Raw genomic sequence first — 17,946 nt, forward strand, 5'->3', positions numbered from 1 at the left:
TGGTTAGCCTATCCAAACTATGGAACGGCACTCAATTCGACCTGCCCGAACGCTGCGGCAACCGCTAGCGCATCGTCTTCACCGAAGAGAGTCGCGTCGAAGTCGAACCGGATTTCCACCAGTCGCCCGTCGCCGGTGACGTAAGCCGTCACATCGAGAACGCGCGGGTCGACGCGGCGCTCGTCGCCGGAATCTCCCACACCCGGACTTTCGACATCTCGGATCACCCGGAGACTCACTTCCGGCCGTCCCCACATCGCAAAGACGGGCGCGGTTTGCGCATTGAGATACCGCAACTTGCCGTAGCCCGTGCCTATACCGCCTGGTACGACGCTCAGAGCGGCCGCCGCTGCCGCCAACGCATCTTCTGAGGTGACCGAGACGGGCAATGCCGGTAGCCGAACCGGCACCCCGACAGCAAAGGGGCCTACAGTCGCCGACGGATCCGGTTCGTCCGAACCGGCAATGCGAGCGTCACGCTCGAGTTCGACGGTCAACTCGGCCGGCGCGGCTCGCCACCTCGCCAACCCGTAGATGAGGGCAGCCAGCGCAGCCGTTTCCACATCGCCTTCCAGTCGCGCCTCCAGCGTCGCCCGATATGTCCCCCTCGGGCCACCCGTGAGAATCGCGGGCGCTCCGGGGCGCAACTCAGCTCCCGGTGCCAGAACCTGCGACCAGTGCGTCAGTTCACCCATCAACGCCGGATCCTGCGCCAACTCGCTGAATCGCTCCGCAAACCCGTGCGCGGTCGCGGCGGGACGACGAAGCGACATCACGCCGCCGCCCTCACGCCATATCGTTTCGAGATCCGCTCGCAGCTTCGCCACCGACGCCGGATCTGCCGCCAACGCATGCACGGCAACAACCAGGGTTCCACTGCGGGATTCACCGGCATCGAGCCAGCGTGCCATCACGGTCCGGCCGTTTTCCAGGTCGAGTTCGGCAATCAGCGCCGTGGCCTCCGCCGCGGCACGCACGGCAAGATCGGAATCGCCGAGGTCGCTGCAATCGACATGCTGCACGACTGCAGCCACATCAGCGTCCGTCTCGAGGGACCACAAAACCGACGCAACCCGCGTCAGTCGTAACCGCAACGCATCGTGCGCTTGCAGTAGTGCCGACATGGCTTGCTCGACGTCGCTCGCCCTAGTTCCTACGGGAGTCGAGACAGACAGCGCGGTACCAAGCCCTGCGGGCGAGACTCCGGATTCGCGGGCGCGGTGCACCAACGGTGTCAATGCCAACGAACCCGTCACGTCGCTCGGGTCCACCGGCCCGCTGTGGGCGGTCTCAGCGTCGCCTGGCGCGCCGAAATCCACGACCTTGGCCAGCGCCGCGGGTGTGCGCCATTGGAATATTTCCTTCGGACCGAACGTAATTCCGCGCCGCCCGGCAGCATTCACCACCTGAATCGAGATGATGCTGTCGCCGCCGAGCATGAAGAAATCGTCGTCGGCACCCACTGCGTCGACGCGCAGAGCCTCGGCGAACAATTCGCACATCGCGGTCTCTTCAGGACCCTCCGGCGCTCGCCGCTGCGACTCGTCGGGAGCAACCGGCTCCGGGAGAGCCCGACGATCCAGCTTCCCGTTCGGCGTCAGCGGCAGCGTGTCGAGCACAACCATGGCCGTCGGAACCATGTAGTCCGGCAGCAGCGTCGACGCAAAAGCGGCAAGTTCGGCCGGGACAATCGTCGCATCCGGAACCGGGACGACATACGCGTGGATCTGACCGCCTCGCGCAACAACAGCGCATTGAGCCAGCGTCGGATGCGACGTGAGCACGTTCTCGATTTCGCCCAGTTCGACACGAAGTCCACGCAGCTTGACCTGACCGTCCGTACGGCCGAGGTATTCGAGGGCGAGGCCCGCGTCGCCGTACTCGCGCCACCGCACCAGATCGCCGGTGCGGTACAGCCTTTCGCCGAACTCTCCGAACGGATCGGCAACAAATCGCTCCGACGTCAATGACGCCCGGTCGTGGTAGCCACGCGCCAACTGCACACCGCCGAGGTACAACTCCCCCGCAACTCCCGGTGCAACGCGCCGCAACCGGGCGTCCAGAACAAGTACACGGGTATTCCACAGTGGACGCCCGATTGTCACCCAGTTCGTGTCGACAGCGGGAACGATGTGCGACGCCGTCACGTCCACCGCTGCCTCGGTGGGTCCGTACAAGTTGTGCAATTCCGCATCGACCAACGCGTGGAACCGATCCCGATGATCAGGCGTGAGCGCTTCGCCGCTGCACAGCACCCGAGACAACTTCGGGCGAGGATCCGTTTCCACAGCCACGTGATCGAGGAAAGCAGCCAGCATCGACGGCACGAAGTGTGCTGTGGTGACAGAACGTCGCTTGACGACGTCGCGCAGGTAGCGCGGATCGCGATGCCCGTCCGGCGCAGCCACCACCAATGTTGCTCCGGTGATCAAGGGCCAGAAGAACTCCCACACGGACACGTCGAACCCGGCCGGCGTCTTCTGCAACACACGGTCGTCGCTGCCGAGGTGGTACTCGTCTTGCATCCACGACAGCCGGTTGACCACGGCACGATGGCTGACCAGAACACCCTTCGGCCGCCCGGTTGATCCGGACGTGTAGAGCAGGTACGCGGCGCTGTCGGGATGTACAACCGTGTCCACGGCCGTAGCCGTGTCCGATTGTGTTGTTGCAGTGCCGCCCTCGTCTACCTCCAGCATCGGAGCGGGGCAGTCCAGCGGTTCGCTACCCGGGCCCACCACCAACAACGACGGCCGTGCGTCCGCGAGCATGTACTCGAGTCGATCCACGGGGTAGCTGTCGTCGAGCGGAAGATAGGCGGCACCGGCGCGGTGGATGGCCAGCAGCGTGACTACCAGTGCGGCACTGCGTCGTACCGCGACGGCGACAACGCCACCGACCGGGACCACACCACGAAGTGTCGCGGCGAGACGCTCGGTTCGCCGATCCAATTCGGTGTAGGTCAGCGACTCCCCGCTCTCGTCGACGATCATGGCGACGGCGCCCGGTGTGAGCGCGACCTGGCGAGCGAACATGCCCGGCAAGGTCAGCGAACTGTCAAGCGGCACAATACGGCCCGACTCGGCAGACTCGATCGCCGCCCGGTCTGTCCGTGTCATCGAATCAAGCTGGGACAACCGCAGTTCCGGGTTTGCCGCACACTGCCGCAGCACCTGAACCAATCGCCCGGCAAATGCGTCAACCGTGCCCCGATCGAAGAGATCAGTGGCGTACTCGATGCGACCACGGATCCCGCCGTCGGCAGTTTCCGCGAGGTCGAACGTCAAGTCGAATTTGGCCGTCCCGGTTTCGAGGAATACCGGACTCGCGTCGAGTCCCGCCATCTCGATCCGATCCACGGCATCGCGGTACTGCACCAGGATCTGGAACAGCGGCTGGCGGGACAGGGAACGGGCCGGGGCCATCGCCTCGACCAACTGCTCGAACGGAACATCCTGATGCGCATAGGCATCGAGGTCAATGGCGCGAACTCGCTCCAGGAACTGCGCGAAGGTCGGGTCTCCCGACAAATCGGTGCGCAGCACCAGGGTGTTGACAAAAAAGCCCACCACCCTTTCGAGCGCGGTATCGGAGCGACCGGCAACCGGTGAACCGACAACGATGTCGTCCCCGGCACCGAGTTCGGCCAACAGGACTGCAACTGCGGCGTGGGTGAGCATGAACATCGTTGCCCCACCGGCCGCGGCGATCGCCGCCAAAGAAGCCCGCACTTCCGGCTCGAGTTCGAACGCAACCGCTGATCCCCGGTACGTCGACACTGCAGGGCGCGCCCGATCACGGGGTAGCGCAAGCTCTTCGGGCTGCCCGGCAAGCACACCGGTCCAATACTCGAGCTGACCGGCCAGCACGGATTCAGGGTCGCTTGCCTCGCCGAGGACTTCGGGTTGCCACGCGCTGAAGTCGCGGTACTGCACCGGCAGTGGTTCGGGCATCGCCGCTGCGCCGGACACGAGGTGTGAGTACGCCCGAGTCAGATCGGACACCAATGGACGCGCAGACCATTCGTCGGCTGCGATGTGATGCACCAGCACCATCAGGTGCGCGTCGTCGGTGCCGGTGCGCAGGAGAACAGCGCGCACGGGCAGTTCGTGCGCGATGTCGAAGGTGTAGGCGGCTTCCCGCGCGAGTGTCGACTCCAGTTCGGCTGGAAGCACGTCGAGAACGCCCAACGGCAGTTCGCACTCGCTGATCGGACGAACCACCTGGTACCCGATGTGCCCAGCCTCGCCGTCACCGGACTCGGCGGTGAATACCGTGCGCAGTGTTTCGTGTTGGCTCAGAACGTGCGCCAGCGCACCGCGCAACGCATCCAGATCCACTGAACCCCGCAGATGCATGGTGTACGGGATGTTGTAGGTGGAGCTGGGGCCCTCGAGCTGGAACAGGAACCACAGGCGTCCCTGCGCGGCAGACATCGGCACGATTGCCCCGTGATCCCGGCGAACCAGTTCAGGCCGCCTGACCTTCCCGATCTGTGCTGCCCGAGCCAGTTCGGCGGGGGTACGGAGGTCGAACACCTCGCGGATCGTCACGTCGTGACCGGTGCGGGCGCGGATCGCCGACGCCAATCGAGTGGCGAGCAACGAGTTGCCGCCGAGAGCAAAAAAGTCCTCGTCGGGGCCGACGGTGGTGATGCCGAGGAGTTCGGCAAGGAGCTCGCAGTAGATCCGCTCCAGTTCGGTTGCCGCCTCGCGCCGTCCCTCGCTGCGTACCGGCGCGGGGAGCGCGTCGCGGTCTACCTTGCCGTTGGGTAGCACGGGAAGGCCGTCGAGAACGACGAATACCGCGGGAATCATGTAGTCGGGCAGCAGGTCCCGAAGATGCGCCCGCAACTGGGAATCGTCCGGCACGGCGGCGCCTGGTGCCCGAACCGCGTACCCGACAAGCTGATCCGACCCAGCCGCGCTCGCGCGCACAACAACCAGTGCTCGTTCGACGGATGGATGGGAAGCCAACGCCGCCTCCACCTCGCCGGGTTCGATCCGGAATCCGTGCAGACTCATCTGAGCGTCGGCGCGAGAAACGAAGTCGAGTTCGCCGGACCGAGTGCGACGCACCAGATCTCCGGTGCGGAACAACCGTCCACCGCTGCCCATCGGATCCGCGACAAACCGAGTTGCGGTCAACTCCGGTCGGCCGAGGTAACCGCGGGCAACCTGGATGCCCTCGACATACAGTTCACCCGTCACCCCGTCCGGCACCGGGCGCAGGTATGCGTCGAGTATCCGCGCACCCACTCCGGGAACGGGAGCGCCGATCAGCACTCGGTTGGCGGAAGATGTTGCCGTCCAGAAGGTCACATCACCGGCAACCTCCGAGGATCCGTACGAGTTGATCACCCGTGTGTTCTTCTCGTCGAACAAGTCGATCACCGCGCGAGTGAGCGGTTCACCACTGAGGAACCAACTCGAGACCCGGTGTGCCGATTCTTCTCGGAACTGTGCCAGCGCCGCAGCCAGGCTCGGCACCGCGGTGAGCTGACGCACGCCGTGCCGGTCGATGAGATCTGCGAGTGCGCCGGCATCACGAGACTCCGCGTCATCTGCGAGAACCAACCGGGCACCGGCCAGGAGCCCCGCCAGCAGTTCGGTGGAGCCGTCGATGAAGCTCATCGAACTCTTTGCCAACCGAACATCCGCCCAACCGTCGGCGCGCACGAGATCACGCTGCCAGACCAAGCGATTAGCCAGTGCGCCTGCAGTTCCCATCACACCCTTGGGCTGACCGGTGGAGCCGGAGGTATAGACGACGTACGCTGCAGCGGCAGGCGACACGACTCTGCCGACCCGTTCGCCGCGAAGCCCGCCAGCGGCGGCCTCGAGTTCTGCGACGGTCGCATCCTCCGAGTCCGGCCGAATCCACTGCGCGGTATCGGCGTCGACGATCACGAGCGCCGGATCGGCGTCGGCGAGCATGTACTCGATGCGCGCACGCGGATACGACGGATCGATCGGCAGGTACGCCGCGCCGGCGGCAATCACGGCGCGGAGCGCAACTACACACTCGATGCTCCGTCCGACGGCGATGGCAACCACGACGTCGGTGCCGATGCCACGTTGGATCAGTAACCGCGCCAACCTGTTCGAGCGATCAGCCAGCTCCCGGTACGTGTACTCGTCCGGTCCACAGATCAAGGCCACGTGATCGGCGAACTCATGTTCAGCGTCGTCCAGCAGTTCGGGCAACAGACGGGTTGTGTGACCTTCGACCGACTGGGCATTTCGTTCGGCCGGCAACAGCACGTCCACGCTCTGCAGGCCGGCGCCCGTATCCGTGGCAAAATGCTCGAGGACCGTGCGCAAGCGAACCGCGATGGTCTCTGCCGTCGCCCGATCGAAAAGATCCTCCGCGTACTCGATCCGCACGTCGAGTCCGTCGGCAAGTTCCACGAACTCGAAGGTCAGGTCGAACTTCGCGGTGCCCGTGGAAACGTACGACGGGCTGACCGCCAGTCCGGTGAAGCTGGGTACGGAGTGCGGCGTGCGATGCTGAACCATCGTCTGGAACAAGGGATGCCGGGCGAGAGATCGTGTCACGCCCACCGCGTCGACTACCTGCTCGAACGCGACGTCCTGGTGCGCAAACCCGTCCAGGGCGCCGCGTCGCACGCGTGAGAGCACCTCGGCCAGCGAGGGGCGCCCGGTCAGATCGACCCGCTGCGCCACCGTAGTGACAAAGAATCCGACGGTATCTTCGAGGCTGCCGTCCACCCGGCCTGCAATCGGGGCACCGAGCGTGATGTCCTCACCGGCACCGAGTTTCGACAGCAGAACTGCGACCGCCGCTTGCGCCAGCATGAACATCGTGGAGCCCGACTTCTCGGTCACCGATCGCAGTCCGTGCACCACGCCTGCGCCGGTGTGGGTCCAGACCTCGCCGCCGCGCCACGTCGGAACTGCTGGGCGAGCACGGTCGTACGGCAGCTGCAATTCTTCGGGGGCACCGGAGAACAGGTCTCGCCAGTACGCGAGCTGCCGGTCGGTGGACGCGCTCAGGTCAGGATCTTCTGCGCACTCGCGCTGCCAGATCGCGAAGTCCGAGTATTGAATTCGAGGCTGCTCGGCCGGCAGCTGCTCCCCGTTGTAGACCGCTGCAAGATCGGTGAGCATCGGTCCGGCCGACCACTCGTCACCCGCGATGTGGTGAATGACCAACAGCAGGACTGCGGTGTCGGTGCCGGACCGCACCAGGTGAGCCCGTACCGGAATGTCGTGTTCGAGATCGAACGGCACACAGGCCGCGGTCAGCAGCGCGGACTGCACGTCCGCCTCGGAGACCTCACTGTCGGTGAACTCCGGCTCCGCATCGAGTACCCGACCGAACCCCACACCGTCGATGTCGACGACAACCGTGCGCAGTACCCGATGCCGGGCGACAACTGCCGCAACCGCATTTTTCAGCGCTGTCGCGTCCACTGCGCCGTTCAGGTGCAGCGCAAACGGAATGTTGTAGGTAGCGGATGGACCCTGGGTCTGGTGAACGAACCACAACGACTGCTGCGCCGACGACAGCGGCACAATGTCGGTCCGCTCGTGCGCCACAATGGCGGGACGAGCCGGCGCAGCGGATTCCACCCGTAGCGCCAGTCCGGCCACCGTCGGTGTATCGAAGACGTCACGCAGCGACAGTTCCACTCCGAGTCCGGATTTGAGACGGGCCACGAGTCTCGTCGCGGAGAGCGACGTGCCGCCGAGTGTGAAGAAGTCCGCATCGACGCCCACCACGGTGAGCCCCAGCAGGTCGGCAAACATGCCGGACAGTGCGATCTCCGCAGCCGTCTCGGCTGAACGCCCCGTGTCCGCATCCCCGAAGTCCGGCGCCGGCAATGCCTTCCGGTCGATCTTGAGGTTGGGGGTAAGCGGGAACTCGTCCATGACGACAATCGCCGACGGCATCATGTACGCGGGTAGACGATCGGCTATGAATGCTCGCAGTGCCGGAAGATCGACGTGAGCGCTCTCCACGGCCGTGACGTAGCCGACCAGATGAACGGTGCCACTGCCGTCGCTTCGAGCGACCGCGACGCAGGCACCGACTGTGTCGAACTCCCCTGCCACGGTCTCGATCTCGCCGAGTTCGATACGGTGCCCACGCACCTTCACCTGATCGTCGCCTCGGCCGAGGTATTCGAGCTGACCGGATTCGGTCCACCGCACCAGGTCGCCGGTTCGGTACATCCGGCCGCGTCCGAACGGGTCGGCCACAAATCGGGTTGCCGTCAGGTCAGGTCGACCGCGGTAGCCGCGCGCGAGTTGTGTTCCCGCAACGTACAGTTCGCCGATCGAGCCAACATTGACCGGTTGCAGGTAGCGATCCAGCACCACTGCGGCGGTGCCCGCGAACGGTCGGCCGATCGAGCCTGTCCATTCGATGTTCGGCAAAACCGGGGTGCTGGTGCACCACACCGTGGCCTCGGTGGGTCCGTACATGTTCTGCACCGAACGGGCCAGCTCACTCAACTGCTGCGCCGTCCGGGTGGGCAAGGCTTCACCGCCCACCAGGACGTCGACTGCAGCCAGATCGGTTACGCCGTGTTCGAGCACCGTCCCCCACTGCGAGGGAGTCGCTTGCACCGCCGTGACGGACTCCGAACTCACCAGTGCCGCAATGACTGCCGGTTCCTTGGCCTGATTCTCGTCGGCGAGGATCACCGATCCGCCCGCGGTGAGCGGGACAAACAGTTCGAGGACCGCAATGTCGAAGGACAGAGTAGTCAGGGCGAGCAACCGCGTGTGCGCGCCGATACTCGTGAGATCCGTGGCCGAGCGGACAAACCGTGCCAGGGCGCGGCGGTCCAGCATCACTCCCTTGGGGTTTCCCGTGGAACCGGAGGTATAGATGACGTAGGCGGTGTTGGCCGGCGCGACACGCGCCCCGCTCGCCGCGCTGGATGCTGCTGCCGACCAACTGATCTCGCCACCGGCGATTGTTGCGACGGCAGTACCTTGTGGGACCGAAATCCGATCGGTGAAGCCCGCGGTGGTCAGCAGGATCGCCGGCCGAGCGTCGTCAAGCATGTACTCGAGTCGTGACGAGGGGAACTGCGGGTCGAGCGGAATGTACGCACCGCCGCAGCGCAGCACCGCGAGGAGCGCAACCACGGCCGACGCGGATCGTGGCAGAGCCAGCGCGACCAGCGACTCCGGGCCGGCGCCCCGAAAGGACAGCTCGGCTGCCAAAGCGTCGACGCGCGCAGCCAATTCGGCATAGCTCAGCCGTTCAGCGCCGGCAACCAGAGCAAGATCGTCACCGCGCTCGTCTACCTGGGCATCGAACAGGTCCAGGACGTCAGGGCAATAGTCGTCGAAAGCTGCTGCTCGTCCGCCCCATTCGGCGAGGACCTGCAGGGCTTCCGGTTCGAGGAGCGACACCTGAGCAATCGCAGCGCCAGTCCCCTCGGCGGTGACGGATTCGAGCAATCTGGTGAGAGCCGAAGCATGGCGCGCGAGCTCCGCACCCGTGTAGCGGTCAGCGTCGGCGTCGATCTGGATTTCGAGCTCGCCGCTCTCGTCGAGACGACGCACGATGAAGGCGATGTCGTGCACGGGTCCACGGGCCAATGAGTGGACTGTCGCGCCGGCCCCGTCGAAACGCAGGGTGTCGCCGAACGGCTTGATGTTGACCGTCGGGCCGACGGGGCCGGCGCTGCTCGCGGGCAGTCGCAGGTCCCGGTGGATTGCCTCGGAGCGATACGCGGCGTGCGGGGTCGTGCGCTTGACCGCAGCGCGGACGCCCGCAGCCAGGTCGATGAGACTCGAATTCGGGTCGACCGCAACGCGCAGTGGCAGGACGTTGACGGCGGTGGTCAGAACTTTTGCGGCAACGGTGCCCATACGGTTCATCGACGGGAATCCGAGCGTCACGTCGAGGCTGCCATTCGAGCGTGCCAGGTACGCCGCCACTGCGGCCGTGACGACGTCGGCCCAACTTCCCTCGACAACGCGTCCGGCGGCAGTGATGCGCTCTGCCGATGCTGCGGAGATCAGTGTGGTGTGGGACAGAAGCGTCTGTGCGACCGACGACGCGGGCGGGCCCCCGATCCGGGACAGGCTTACCGATTCCTTGGCTCCGAGCAGTTCGGCCGACCAGAAGTCCCGATCGAGGCTCTGAGCGTCGGAATCGGCGCGAGCGGCGTCCTGGTCGAGGATCACCTCGAGTGGGTCGAAGCGACTGGTCGGCGGTTCCTTGCCCTGCGCCACGGCATTGTGAACGGCGGCGATCCTGCGGCCGAGCAAGCTGTACCCGTAGACGTCGATCAACGTGTGGTGGACGCGGAAGAACAACGCGTGGTGCGACGGTCCGAGCGTAAAAATAGTGACCGCGCATCCCGGACCGGCGCTCGGATCGAGGGGTATCCGGAGCTGTTCACGCATCTCCGTGAGTGCGATCTCAAAGCTCTCACGTGCGACAACATCGGTTCCGGGGTACTCCCAGGCGCCGAGTTCCTGATACACCTCGCCGGAGTCCACGGCGAACCTCGCCATGAGCGACGGGGTTTCCGCGACCACACGATCCACTGCGCGCGCGAGGACGGACGGGTCGAGCGGGCCGACAATCTCGATGCATTGACCGGTGACAAAAGTGGGGTTCTGCGGGTCGAGTTGTTGCGCGAACCACATCCCTGCCTGCGCAGCCGTCAACGCCAGACGCTTCTTCGACACCACTGGATCTCCTCGCAGTCCTGCAAGCCCTGATCGCTCTCTCGAACGCACCAGGGGTTAGGGTTACCTACCCTACTGGAGAGCGAGTTGGCGCCGTCTGACACCCTGGGTATAGATAGGTCCATTCGCGAGAGGAATTCGCTCATGCCGGTTACCACCCCGTCCCGACGGCTCGACCTGCCGATCGTCCTGCGAGAGCTGACGGTCCTCCGAACTGTCGAGGTCACACCGCGCATGCGCCGAATCACGGTCGGAGGCGAGCAACTGGGAACCTTCCAGTCCGGTGAATTCTCCGTCGCCGAGTTCCGCACCGAGGGTGCCGACGACTACGTGAAGATCTTCCTCCCCGAAGAGGGATCCGCAGCACCGGTGCTGCCCGAGCAGCATGACGGTCATCTGCACTGGCCGAAGCGCCCGGCACCGGTTGCCCGCTCCTACACGGTGCGCCGCTTCGACGCCGAGGCCGGCGAACTGGATCTCGACTTCGTACTGCACGGCCACGGAATTGCCGGTAACTGGGCGCGCAACGCACAGCCCGGCGACACCCTGCACCTGGCCGGCCCGAAGGTGTCGACCATTCCGCCCATCGGCGCCGACTGGTGGCTGCTTGCCGGCGACGAGACTGCGCTACCGGCGATCGCACGTTACGTCGAGGAACACGACGGTTCGGTGCCGCTGTACGTTGCCGTGCTCGTCGACGGTCCCGCCGAGGAACAGCGCGAACTCCCCGGCGTCACGTGGGTGCACCGCCGCGACGGCATCTCGGACGCCCGCCTGTTGGCGGATGCTGCCCGCACTCTTGGCCCGAGCACGGGCGCCGGCTGGATGTGGATCGCGGGTGAAGCATCCATCGTGCGCGAATTGCGCGCGACGGCAAAACAACTCGGCGTGACGAAGGATCTCCTCGACGCATCGGGCTACTGGCGGGTGCAGGTCGGCGACGGCCCCCTCGCCCGAGTTCGGACGCTGCGCGACAAAGCTGTGGAGTCGCTCGAAAACCGCAGGCGCGAGCACGCCTGACCCGCTACCGGGGTCAGCGTGAGGCGAGCTGGTCCCGGGCTCCAGGCACCGGCTGCGCCGGGTCCGAGCCCAGTTCCACAATCATGTTCTTCGTATCGACATGGACGACCCGCGGTACCAGCGACTTCGCCTCACGGTCGTCGACGTGGCGGTACGACATGATGATCACCAAGTGCCCGGGCGAGATCAGATGTGCCGCAGCGCCGTTGATGCCGATCACCCCGGAACCTCGTTCGCCGGTGATGGCGTAGGTCTCGAGCCGTGCACCGTTGTCGATGTCGACGATGTGCACCTGCTCACCTTCGAGCAGATCGGCAGCTTCCATCAGGTCCTGGTCGATGGTCACGGATCCGACGTAGTGCAGATCCGCCTGCGTGACGGTGGCACGGTGAATCTTCCCGGAAAGCATGATGCGGTTCACGGTCTTACACTCCACTGAGTTCTGCGACGGATTCGTCCACGCTGATCGCGCCCAGTACGTCGGCCGCGGTGAACACCCGGCCACAACGCTTTGCGACGTATTCCAATCCCATCAGATGCTCGTCGCGCGAGAAGTCTGCTGTGGCATCCGAGACCATGAACGGCTCGACGTCACTCATGAACGCCTCGGCCGCGCTGAGCATGCAGCCCATGTGCGCGTACACGCCGGTCACGATCAACTGATCGCGGCCGACACGGGCGAGGAGCTGACGCAAATCCGTGCGCTGGAATGCCGAGTATCGCCACTTCGTCACCTCGATGTCGGACTCTCCGGGCGTGAGCGCGTCGATCACCTCCGTATCGCGGCCGGTTGTCATACCTTCGCCCCAGAAATCGGCCAGGATGCCTCGCCTGGACGGATGCTGATCACCCGGCTGCATCGTGTAGACAACCGGAATCCCGGCCCGAACACACGCGTCACGAATCGCCACCATGTTTGCGGTCGCGGTGGAGATGGGCTCCTCACCGGCGTTGTAGGCATCGATGAAGTAACGCTGCATGTCGTGGATCAAGAGCGCGCAGCGCGACGGGTCGAGTTGCCAGTCGACGCGGTCCGCGGATACCTCGTCACGGCGGGGCAGAACGTAGCCGGCAATGGGGGGAATGGCCATCGGGCGCTCCTATTCGGTTCGATCGGTTGTGTATGAGGACTTCACATGTCGAGCGTGGCGCCGCCGTCGACGCGGAGGTCGTGCATCGTGATGTGCCTGGCCGCGTCCGAGCTGAGGAACAACGCCGTGGCGGCGATGTCACCCGGTTGCGCGAGTCGGCCGAGCGGAATCCCGAGGCGATAGGCGTCGGCGTCACCGGCAATCACCCCGGCGGATTGGTCTGTACCGTCCCACATTCCGCGAAGCATGGGAGTGTCCGTCGATCCCGGAGAAATAATGTTGCAGCGGATTCCGTGCGGAGCGATCTCGAGACCCAGGCTCCGCATGTAGGCGGTTGCCGCAGCCTTCGACGCACCGTAGGCAGCCATGTTCGTGCGCGGTGTCGATGCCGCGTTCGACCCCACTGCCGTGATCACGCCAGCACCGGCAGCGACAAAGCGGCGAGCCGCTTCGCGGGCGACGTTCATGGTTCCCGTCGCGTTGACGGCCATGCACGCATCCCAGTCGTTGTTGTCCTCGGTCAGCGCAGAACCCGCCCGCAACACGCCCGCAGTGTGCACCAGCACCGACACCGTTCCGATTGCATCGGTTGTCGCGGCAAACGCCTGCTCGACGGACTGACGATCCGTCACGTCGACCGCGAGCGCGAATCCGCCAACGGGTACCGTCGGAGCTGCAAGGTCCCACCGAGCGACCGTGGCTCCGGCCTCTTCGAACAGTGCCGCCGTTGCCGCGCCGATACCGCCGCCGGCACCGGTAATCACGACAGATCGCCCAGTCACACCCTTCACATCCATGAGCCTAGGCTATCCTTATCGAAATTGTTCACGCCGCCGGGCCACCACCAGTGAAGGAAGACATGCTTTCCGAAGTGTCACCACCTCAGCTCTCCTTCACCCCGTGGCCTGCAGACGACGCCGCCCGATACCGCAGTGAAGGAATCTGGGCCGGAAAGACTTTCGACCAGGTTCTGCGCGAGAGCGTGGCCGCCCATGCCCACTCCGTCGCAGTCGTCGACGCCGAGCAGACATGGACGTACGCCGAGCTCGACGCCCGCGTGGACGCCCTCGCTGCCGGACTCGCGGACCTCGGCATCACCGCACAGCATCCGGTGATGGTCCAACTGCCCAACCAGGCCGAGTTCGTCGCCGTGGTCTTCGCGCTTTTCCGGATCGGCGCAGTACCCGTGTTCTGCCTCCCCGCGCATCGTTCCTCGGAATTGACAGCACTGGCCGGCGCCTCACGCGCCGTCGCCGTCATCACCTCGCACCACATCGACGGGTTCGACCACGGCGCTCTGGCACTCGAGGTCGCTTCATCGACCCCGAGCTTGAATACCGTTGTGTGCCTGCCAGATCCCGGATCGGACGCCCCGGCCGGCACCGTGAACTTCGACGCGGTGAGCGCCGTACCGCGCGAATTTGCCGCCGCAGACCCGGGATCCGTGGCGTTTCTGCAGCTGTCCGGCGGCAGCACCGGCATCCCCAAACTGATCCCCCGCACCCACGACGACTACCTCTACAGCGTGCTGCGCAGCAATGAAATCTGTGGTGTCACAACATCGACGGTCTATCTGGCGACATTGCCGGTAGCCCATAACTTCCCGATGAGCTCGCCGGGAATCCTGGGAGCTCTCGCCGCCGGTGGAACAGTGGCGTTGACCCCGTCCCCAAGTCCCACCACGGCCTTCGCGATGATCGAGCGCGCCGGAGTGACCATGACGGGACTCGTTCCGCCGCTCGCCCGGTTGTGGACCGAAACAGCCGAACGTGGCCACTCACACGACCTCTCGACACTGACATCCGTACTGGTCGGCGGCGCTCGCTGCCCCGACGAGTTGGCAGCCCGCATCGGCCCCGCATTGGGCGCACGACTCCAGCAAGTGTTCGGGATGGCCGAGGGTCTGGTGTGTTACACCCGCGACGAAGATCCTCTCGACGTAGTCCTCACCACGCAGGGCCGCCCCATGTCCCCCTTCGACCAGATCCGGGTGGTCGACGACAACGACAACGACGTACCCGCGGGCACCGAAGGTCAGCTGCTCACCAAGGGCCCGTACACAATTCGCGGCTACTACGACAATCCCGCAGCCAATGCCCGTTCCTTCACCGACGACGGGTGGTACCGCACCGGCGACGTGGTTCGAGTTGATGCGAACGGCAACATCACCGTCTGCGGGCGTGCGGTCGACCGAATCAACCGCGGCGGCGAGAAGGTATCTGCCGAAGAACTGGAAGAACACCTCCTGGCGCATCCCGCGGTACGCGACGCGATCGTTGTTGCCATTCCCGACGAATACCTCGGCGAACGCACGTGTGCCTTCCTCCTTGCCGCCGACCCGTCGAGTCCGCCGAAAACAGCCCAGATACGAGCCTTTGTTCGCGAGCGCGGCCTGGCGAGTTGGAAGATCCCCGACCGGGTGCAGGTACTCGAAGAATTCCCGGAGACCGGCGTCGGCAAAACCAGCCGTAAGGATCTGCGTCGAATGCTCGCGGCTCGCTGATCCAACTCAACTCGCTGCGGCCGCGGCAACGGCGCTCAGCGTCGCCAGCGCCCGATGTTGTTCCACCAGAACCTGAGCGTGTGTTCGCCCGAGCACAACTGCGGTGTCGTCGACATCGAGGCCAACGATCAACCTCATGATCAACACCTCCCGCAGCCGCTCTGGGAGAGCCTCGATATCGGCGGGCAGTCCTATCCTGGATTTCGAGTCCGTTCGGTCGATCAATCGACGAGTTGTCGAGTACACCAGACGCACGAGCGAACCATCTGACGCTGCCCGGCCCGGCACCGAATTCACGACGGAACGGCACACGGCGTCGGCTACTAATTCTGCTGCGTGAGGCTCGAGTTCGACGCGAGCACGTCGCACCGCCAACGGCCGGACAGCGCAATACAGCCTCGCCTTCGACGCGGCGCCACCGTGTCGTGCGGCAACCTCCAGACCATCGAGTGCATCAGGGCGTTGCAACTTCGTCATCGCCTTCCTTGCTGATTGTTGTGCGCTAGGCCTACGTCTACTGCGCCCGGACCACACTCCCTAGTCAAAGCGCGAACCCTGACGGCCGCCTCCACTGAGTCTGCCAATCACCTGGCAATCTCAAAGCAGACCGAACCCCTTGAACTGCAACAGAAATACCGACACTCGAATTGGGAACCACCACGAGCGTAGGATCAAAAACGTGCGCAGCGACGGCGATACCTGGGACATTGTCAGCAGTGTCGGCCTGACTGCGCTGGGAGTGGCCGCATTTCGCGCCATAGAATCACGTCGCCCCCACGCCCTGATCGAAGATTCCTACGCGCCGTGGTTTGTCGCGGCCGCGGGCGAACCACACTTCACCGCGCTACTGGACAACCCGTCATCGCTGGAAGACCTCCCACTGTCCGGATTCATGGGCATTGGCATGGGCATCAGAAGTAAATTCTTCGACGAATTCTTTCTCGACGCCGCCAGATCAGGAGTCGCCCAATCAGTCATCCTGGCAGCAGGATTGGATGCACGGGCCTATCGACTGAACTGGCCCACCGGCACTGCGGTTTTCGAAGTCGATCAGCCGCGGGTACTGGAATTCAAAGATCAGGTGCTCACCGAACACAGAGCGGAACCGAAAGCGGACCGTCACACGGTGGCTGTCGATCTGCGAGAAAACTGGCCCGCCGCTCTCGAAGCGTCAGGATTCGATCGCGCCAAGCCATCGGCATGGTCGGCAGAGGGACTTTTGGCCTATCTTCCCGGCAGCGCACATGACGCACTGTTCGAAAGAATCGACGAACTCTCCTCGCCCGGAAGTCGACTTGCCTTGAACTACTTCCCATCCGGAATGGACGGCAAACGATTCGCCGACATCAGAGCAAAGTACTTCAAGAAAGACCCATTCGGCGGCTTGGACTTGTCCGCATTGTTCTACGACGACCAGCGCGCCGACCCCAAACAGTGGTTGACCGACCGCGGTTGGTCGGTTCAGTGCCGCGACACCCTTGAACTGGCAAACGAGTACGGCCAACCGATCCCGGAACTTCCACCGGAACTTGCCGATTTGTCGAAACGTTCGGGCTATCTGACGGCCACGAAGTAGCTCGAACTCAGAGCGTCTTGATCAAGCCTCCGTCTATGACAAAATCCGCGCCTGTGATGTTTGCAGCGCGGCCTCCGGCAAGAAACACCACCAGATCCGCGACTTCTTCCGGGTACGTGAATCTGCCCGTCTCCGAGCCTGCGGCTGCACTGTCCACAATGTCTTGGGCGCTGAGTCCGGAGACCCCGGCGAGCGTCGACGCTACCCCGCCCGACCCGAGCCACAACGCCGTCCGCACAGGTCCTGGGCTCACGGTGTTCACCCGAATACCTTGTGGAGCCAACTCTTTCGACAACGATTTGCACAGGTTACTCAAAGCGGCTTTTGCCGCGCTGTAGTCGATCACCGCTGGGTCCGGAAGGAACGCATTCACCGAACTGACCGTCACGATGCTCCCACCGCCGACCGCCATCGACGGCAGGGCAGCCCGGATCATCCTCACCGCGGACATGAACGTCACGCGCAGCGACGCATCCCAGTCGCCGTCCGTGACGCTGAGAAATCCCTCTGTCCGCGGCGTCACGGCGCCCACGTTGTTGATCAGGATGTCGATACTGCCGCGCTCTGCGGCTGCGGCAGCCAATGCCGGCGGACCGTCCGCACTCGCCAAGTCGACGGCAAGGAACGTGACACCGTCGCCGGTCTCGAGTTTCTCGATTTCTGCCGTGCGAGTTCGTGAACCCGCGATCACATGGGCTCCTTCTTCGACCAATGCCTGGGTGATCGCGAGACCGATGCCCTTGCCGGCACCGGTGACAATCGCGGTCTTCCCTTTGAGCAGTAGATCCATCGAACCGGCTCCCGTCCGACCGGTCGAAATCCGGCTTCGGCCGTAGAGTCTCCACTGCGATCGGGGGATAAACCTTGCGCCCGTAAGGTGCAATCCTCACTTTAGGGACCAAAATCCCAAAGTATGAACTCAGAAATATTTTCTCCGTAAATCGTTGGCAAACACGTCCGATGCGCCGTATTGTTTTCGACGCATGCTCCGGCGTGCTGGGACTCGTTGACGCTCATGGAGATGTTGGCAAGACCAATCGGAGGCAGGTCCTGCACTCCCACAGGGTGTGGGGC

9 protein-coding genes are annotated in these 17,946 nt (G+C 64.5%); 3 read left to right on the top strand and 6 right to left on the bottom strand.

The features are described 5' to 3' along the window. Positions 1–17: 17 nt before the first annotated feature. Entirely contained in the window at positions 18–10,682 is a 10,665-nt protein-coding gene (locus tag FEZ60_RS16840; RefSeq protein ID WP_172936552.1) for a non-ribosomal peptide synthetase, read from the bottom strand. 144 nt (positions 10,683–10,826) lie between these two features. Here FEZ60_RS16840 and FEZ60_RS16845 point away from each other — a divergent pair, with 144 nt between their 5' ends. Next, entirely contained in the window at positions 10,827–11,702 is an 876-nt protein-coding gene (locus FEZ60_RS16845) for a siderophore-interacting protein (protein WP_172936553.1), read from the top strand. Positions 11,703–11,715: 13 nt separating this feature from the next. On the opposite strand, the gene panD is transcribed toward FEZ60_RS16845, so the two are convergent. Genes panD through FEZ60_RS16860 form a run of 3 tightly spaced genes read right to left on the bottom strand, consistent with a single transcriptional unit; the run spans position 11,716 to position 13,590 of the window. Next, the gene (panD, locus tag FEZ60_RS16850; protein WP_033231649.1) at positions 11,716–12,123 is read right to left on the bottom strand and encodes an aspartate 1-decarboxylase; all 408 of its coding nucleotides are present in this window, start codon (positions 12,121–12,123) and stop codon (positions 11,716–11,718) included. Between the two features lie 4 nt (positions 12,124–12,127). Further along, positions 12,128–12,793 (bottom strand): isochorismatase family protein, encoded by a 666-nt coding sequence (locus tag FEZ60_RS16855; protein WP_092803024.1) that lies wholly within the window; start codon positions 12,791–12,793, stop codon positions 12,128–12,130. A 41-nt stretch (positions 12,794–12,834) separates the two neighbouring features. Continuing rightward, positions 12,835–13,590, bottom strand: coding sequence for an SDR family oxidoreductase (locus FEZ60_RS16860; protein WP_095886982.1), 756 nt, complete (start codon positions 13,588–13,590; stop codon positions 12,835–12,837). Between the two features lie 74 nt (positions 13,591–13,664). Here FEZ60_RS16860 and FEZ60_RS16865 point away from each other — a divergent pair, with 74 nt between their 5' ends. Beyond that, positions 13,665–15,296 (top strand): AMP-binding protein, encoded by a 1,632-nt coding sequence (locus FEZ60_RS16865; RefSeq protein WP_346343371.1) that lies wholly within the window; start codon positions 13,665–13,667, stop codon positions 15,294–15,296. Positions 15,297–15,302: 6 nt separating this feature from the next. Here the strand turns inward: FEZ60_RS16865 and FEZ60_RS16870 are convergent, their stop codons facing one another. Continuing rightward, positions 15,303–15,773, bottom strand: a complete 471-nt coding sequence (locus FEZ60_RS16870; protein ID WP_172936555.1) for a sigma factor-like helix-turn-helix DNA-binding protein — start codon at positions 15,771–15,773, stop codon at positions 15,303–15,305. A 202-nt stretch (positions 15,774–15,975) separates the two neighbouring features. Between FEZ60_RS16870 and FEZ60_RS16875 the strand changes: the two genes are divergently transcribed. Further along, a complete protein-coding gene (locus FEZ60_RS16875; protein WP_033231652.1) occupies positions 15,976–16,872 on the top strand; it encodes a class I SAM-dependent methyltransferase in 897 nt (298 codons plus the stop codon). Positions 16,873–16,879: 7 nt separating this feature from the next. On the opposite strand, the gene FEZ60_RS16880 is transcribed toward FEZ60_RS16875, so the two are convergent. Next, a complete protein-coding gene (locus FEZ60_RS16880; protein ID WP_033231653.1) occupies positions 16,880–17,662 on the bottom strand; it encodes an SDR family oxidoreductase in 783 nt (260 codons plus the stop codon). Between the last annotated feature and the right edge of the window lie 284 nt (positions 17,663–17,946).

Source organism: Rhodococcus sp. MS16 (assembly GCF_013277795.1).
Classification (GTDB): Bacteria; Actinomycetota; Actinomycetes; order Mycobacteriales; family Mycobacteriaceae; genus Rhodococcus_F; species Rhodococcus_F globerula.

Bases quoted from the DNA above. Each gene is read 5' to 3' on its own strand.
- FEZ60_RS16855 (WP_092803024.1), bottom strand. From the start codon at position 12,793: ATGGCCATTCCCCCCATTGCCGGCTACGTTCTGCCCCGCCGTGACGAG.
- FEZ60_RS16860 (WP_095886982.1), bottom strand. From the start codon at position 13,590: ATGGATGTGAAGGGTGTGACTGGGCGATCTGTCGTGATTACCGGTGCC.
- FEZ60_RS16845 (WP_172936553.1), top strand. From the start codon at position 10,827: ATGCCGGTTACCACCCCGTCCCGACGGCTCGACCTGCCGATCGTCCTG.
- FEZ60_RS16870 (WP_172936555.1), bottom strand. From the start codon at position 15,773: ATGACGAAGTTGCAACGCCCTGATGCACTCGATGGTCTGGAGGTTGCC.
- FEZ60_RS16880 (WP_033231653.1), bottom strand. From the start codon at position 17,662: ATGGATCTACTGCTCAAAGGGAAGACCGCGATTGTCACCGGTGCCGGC.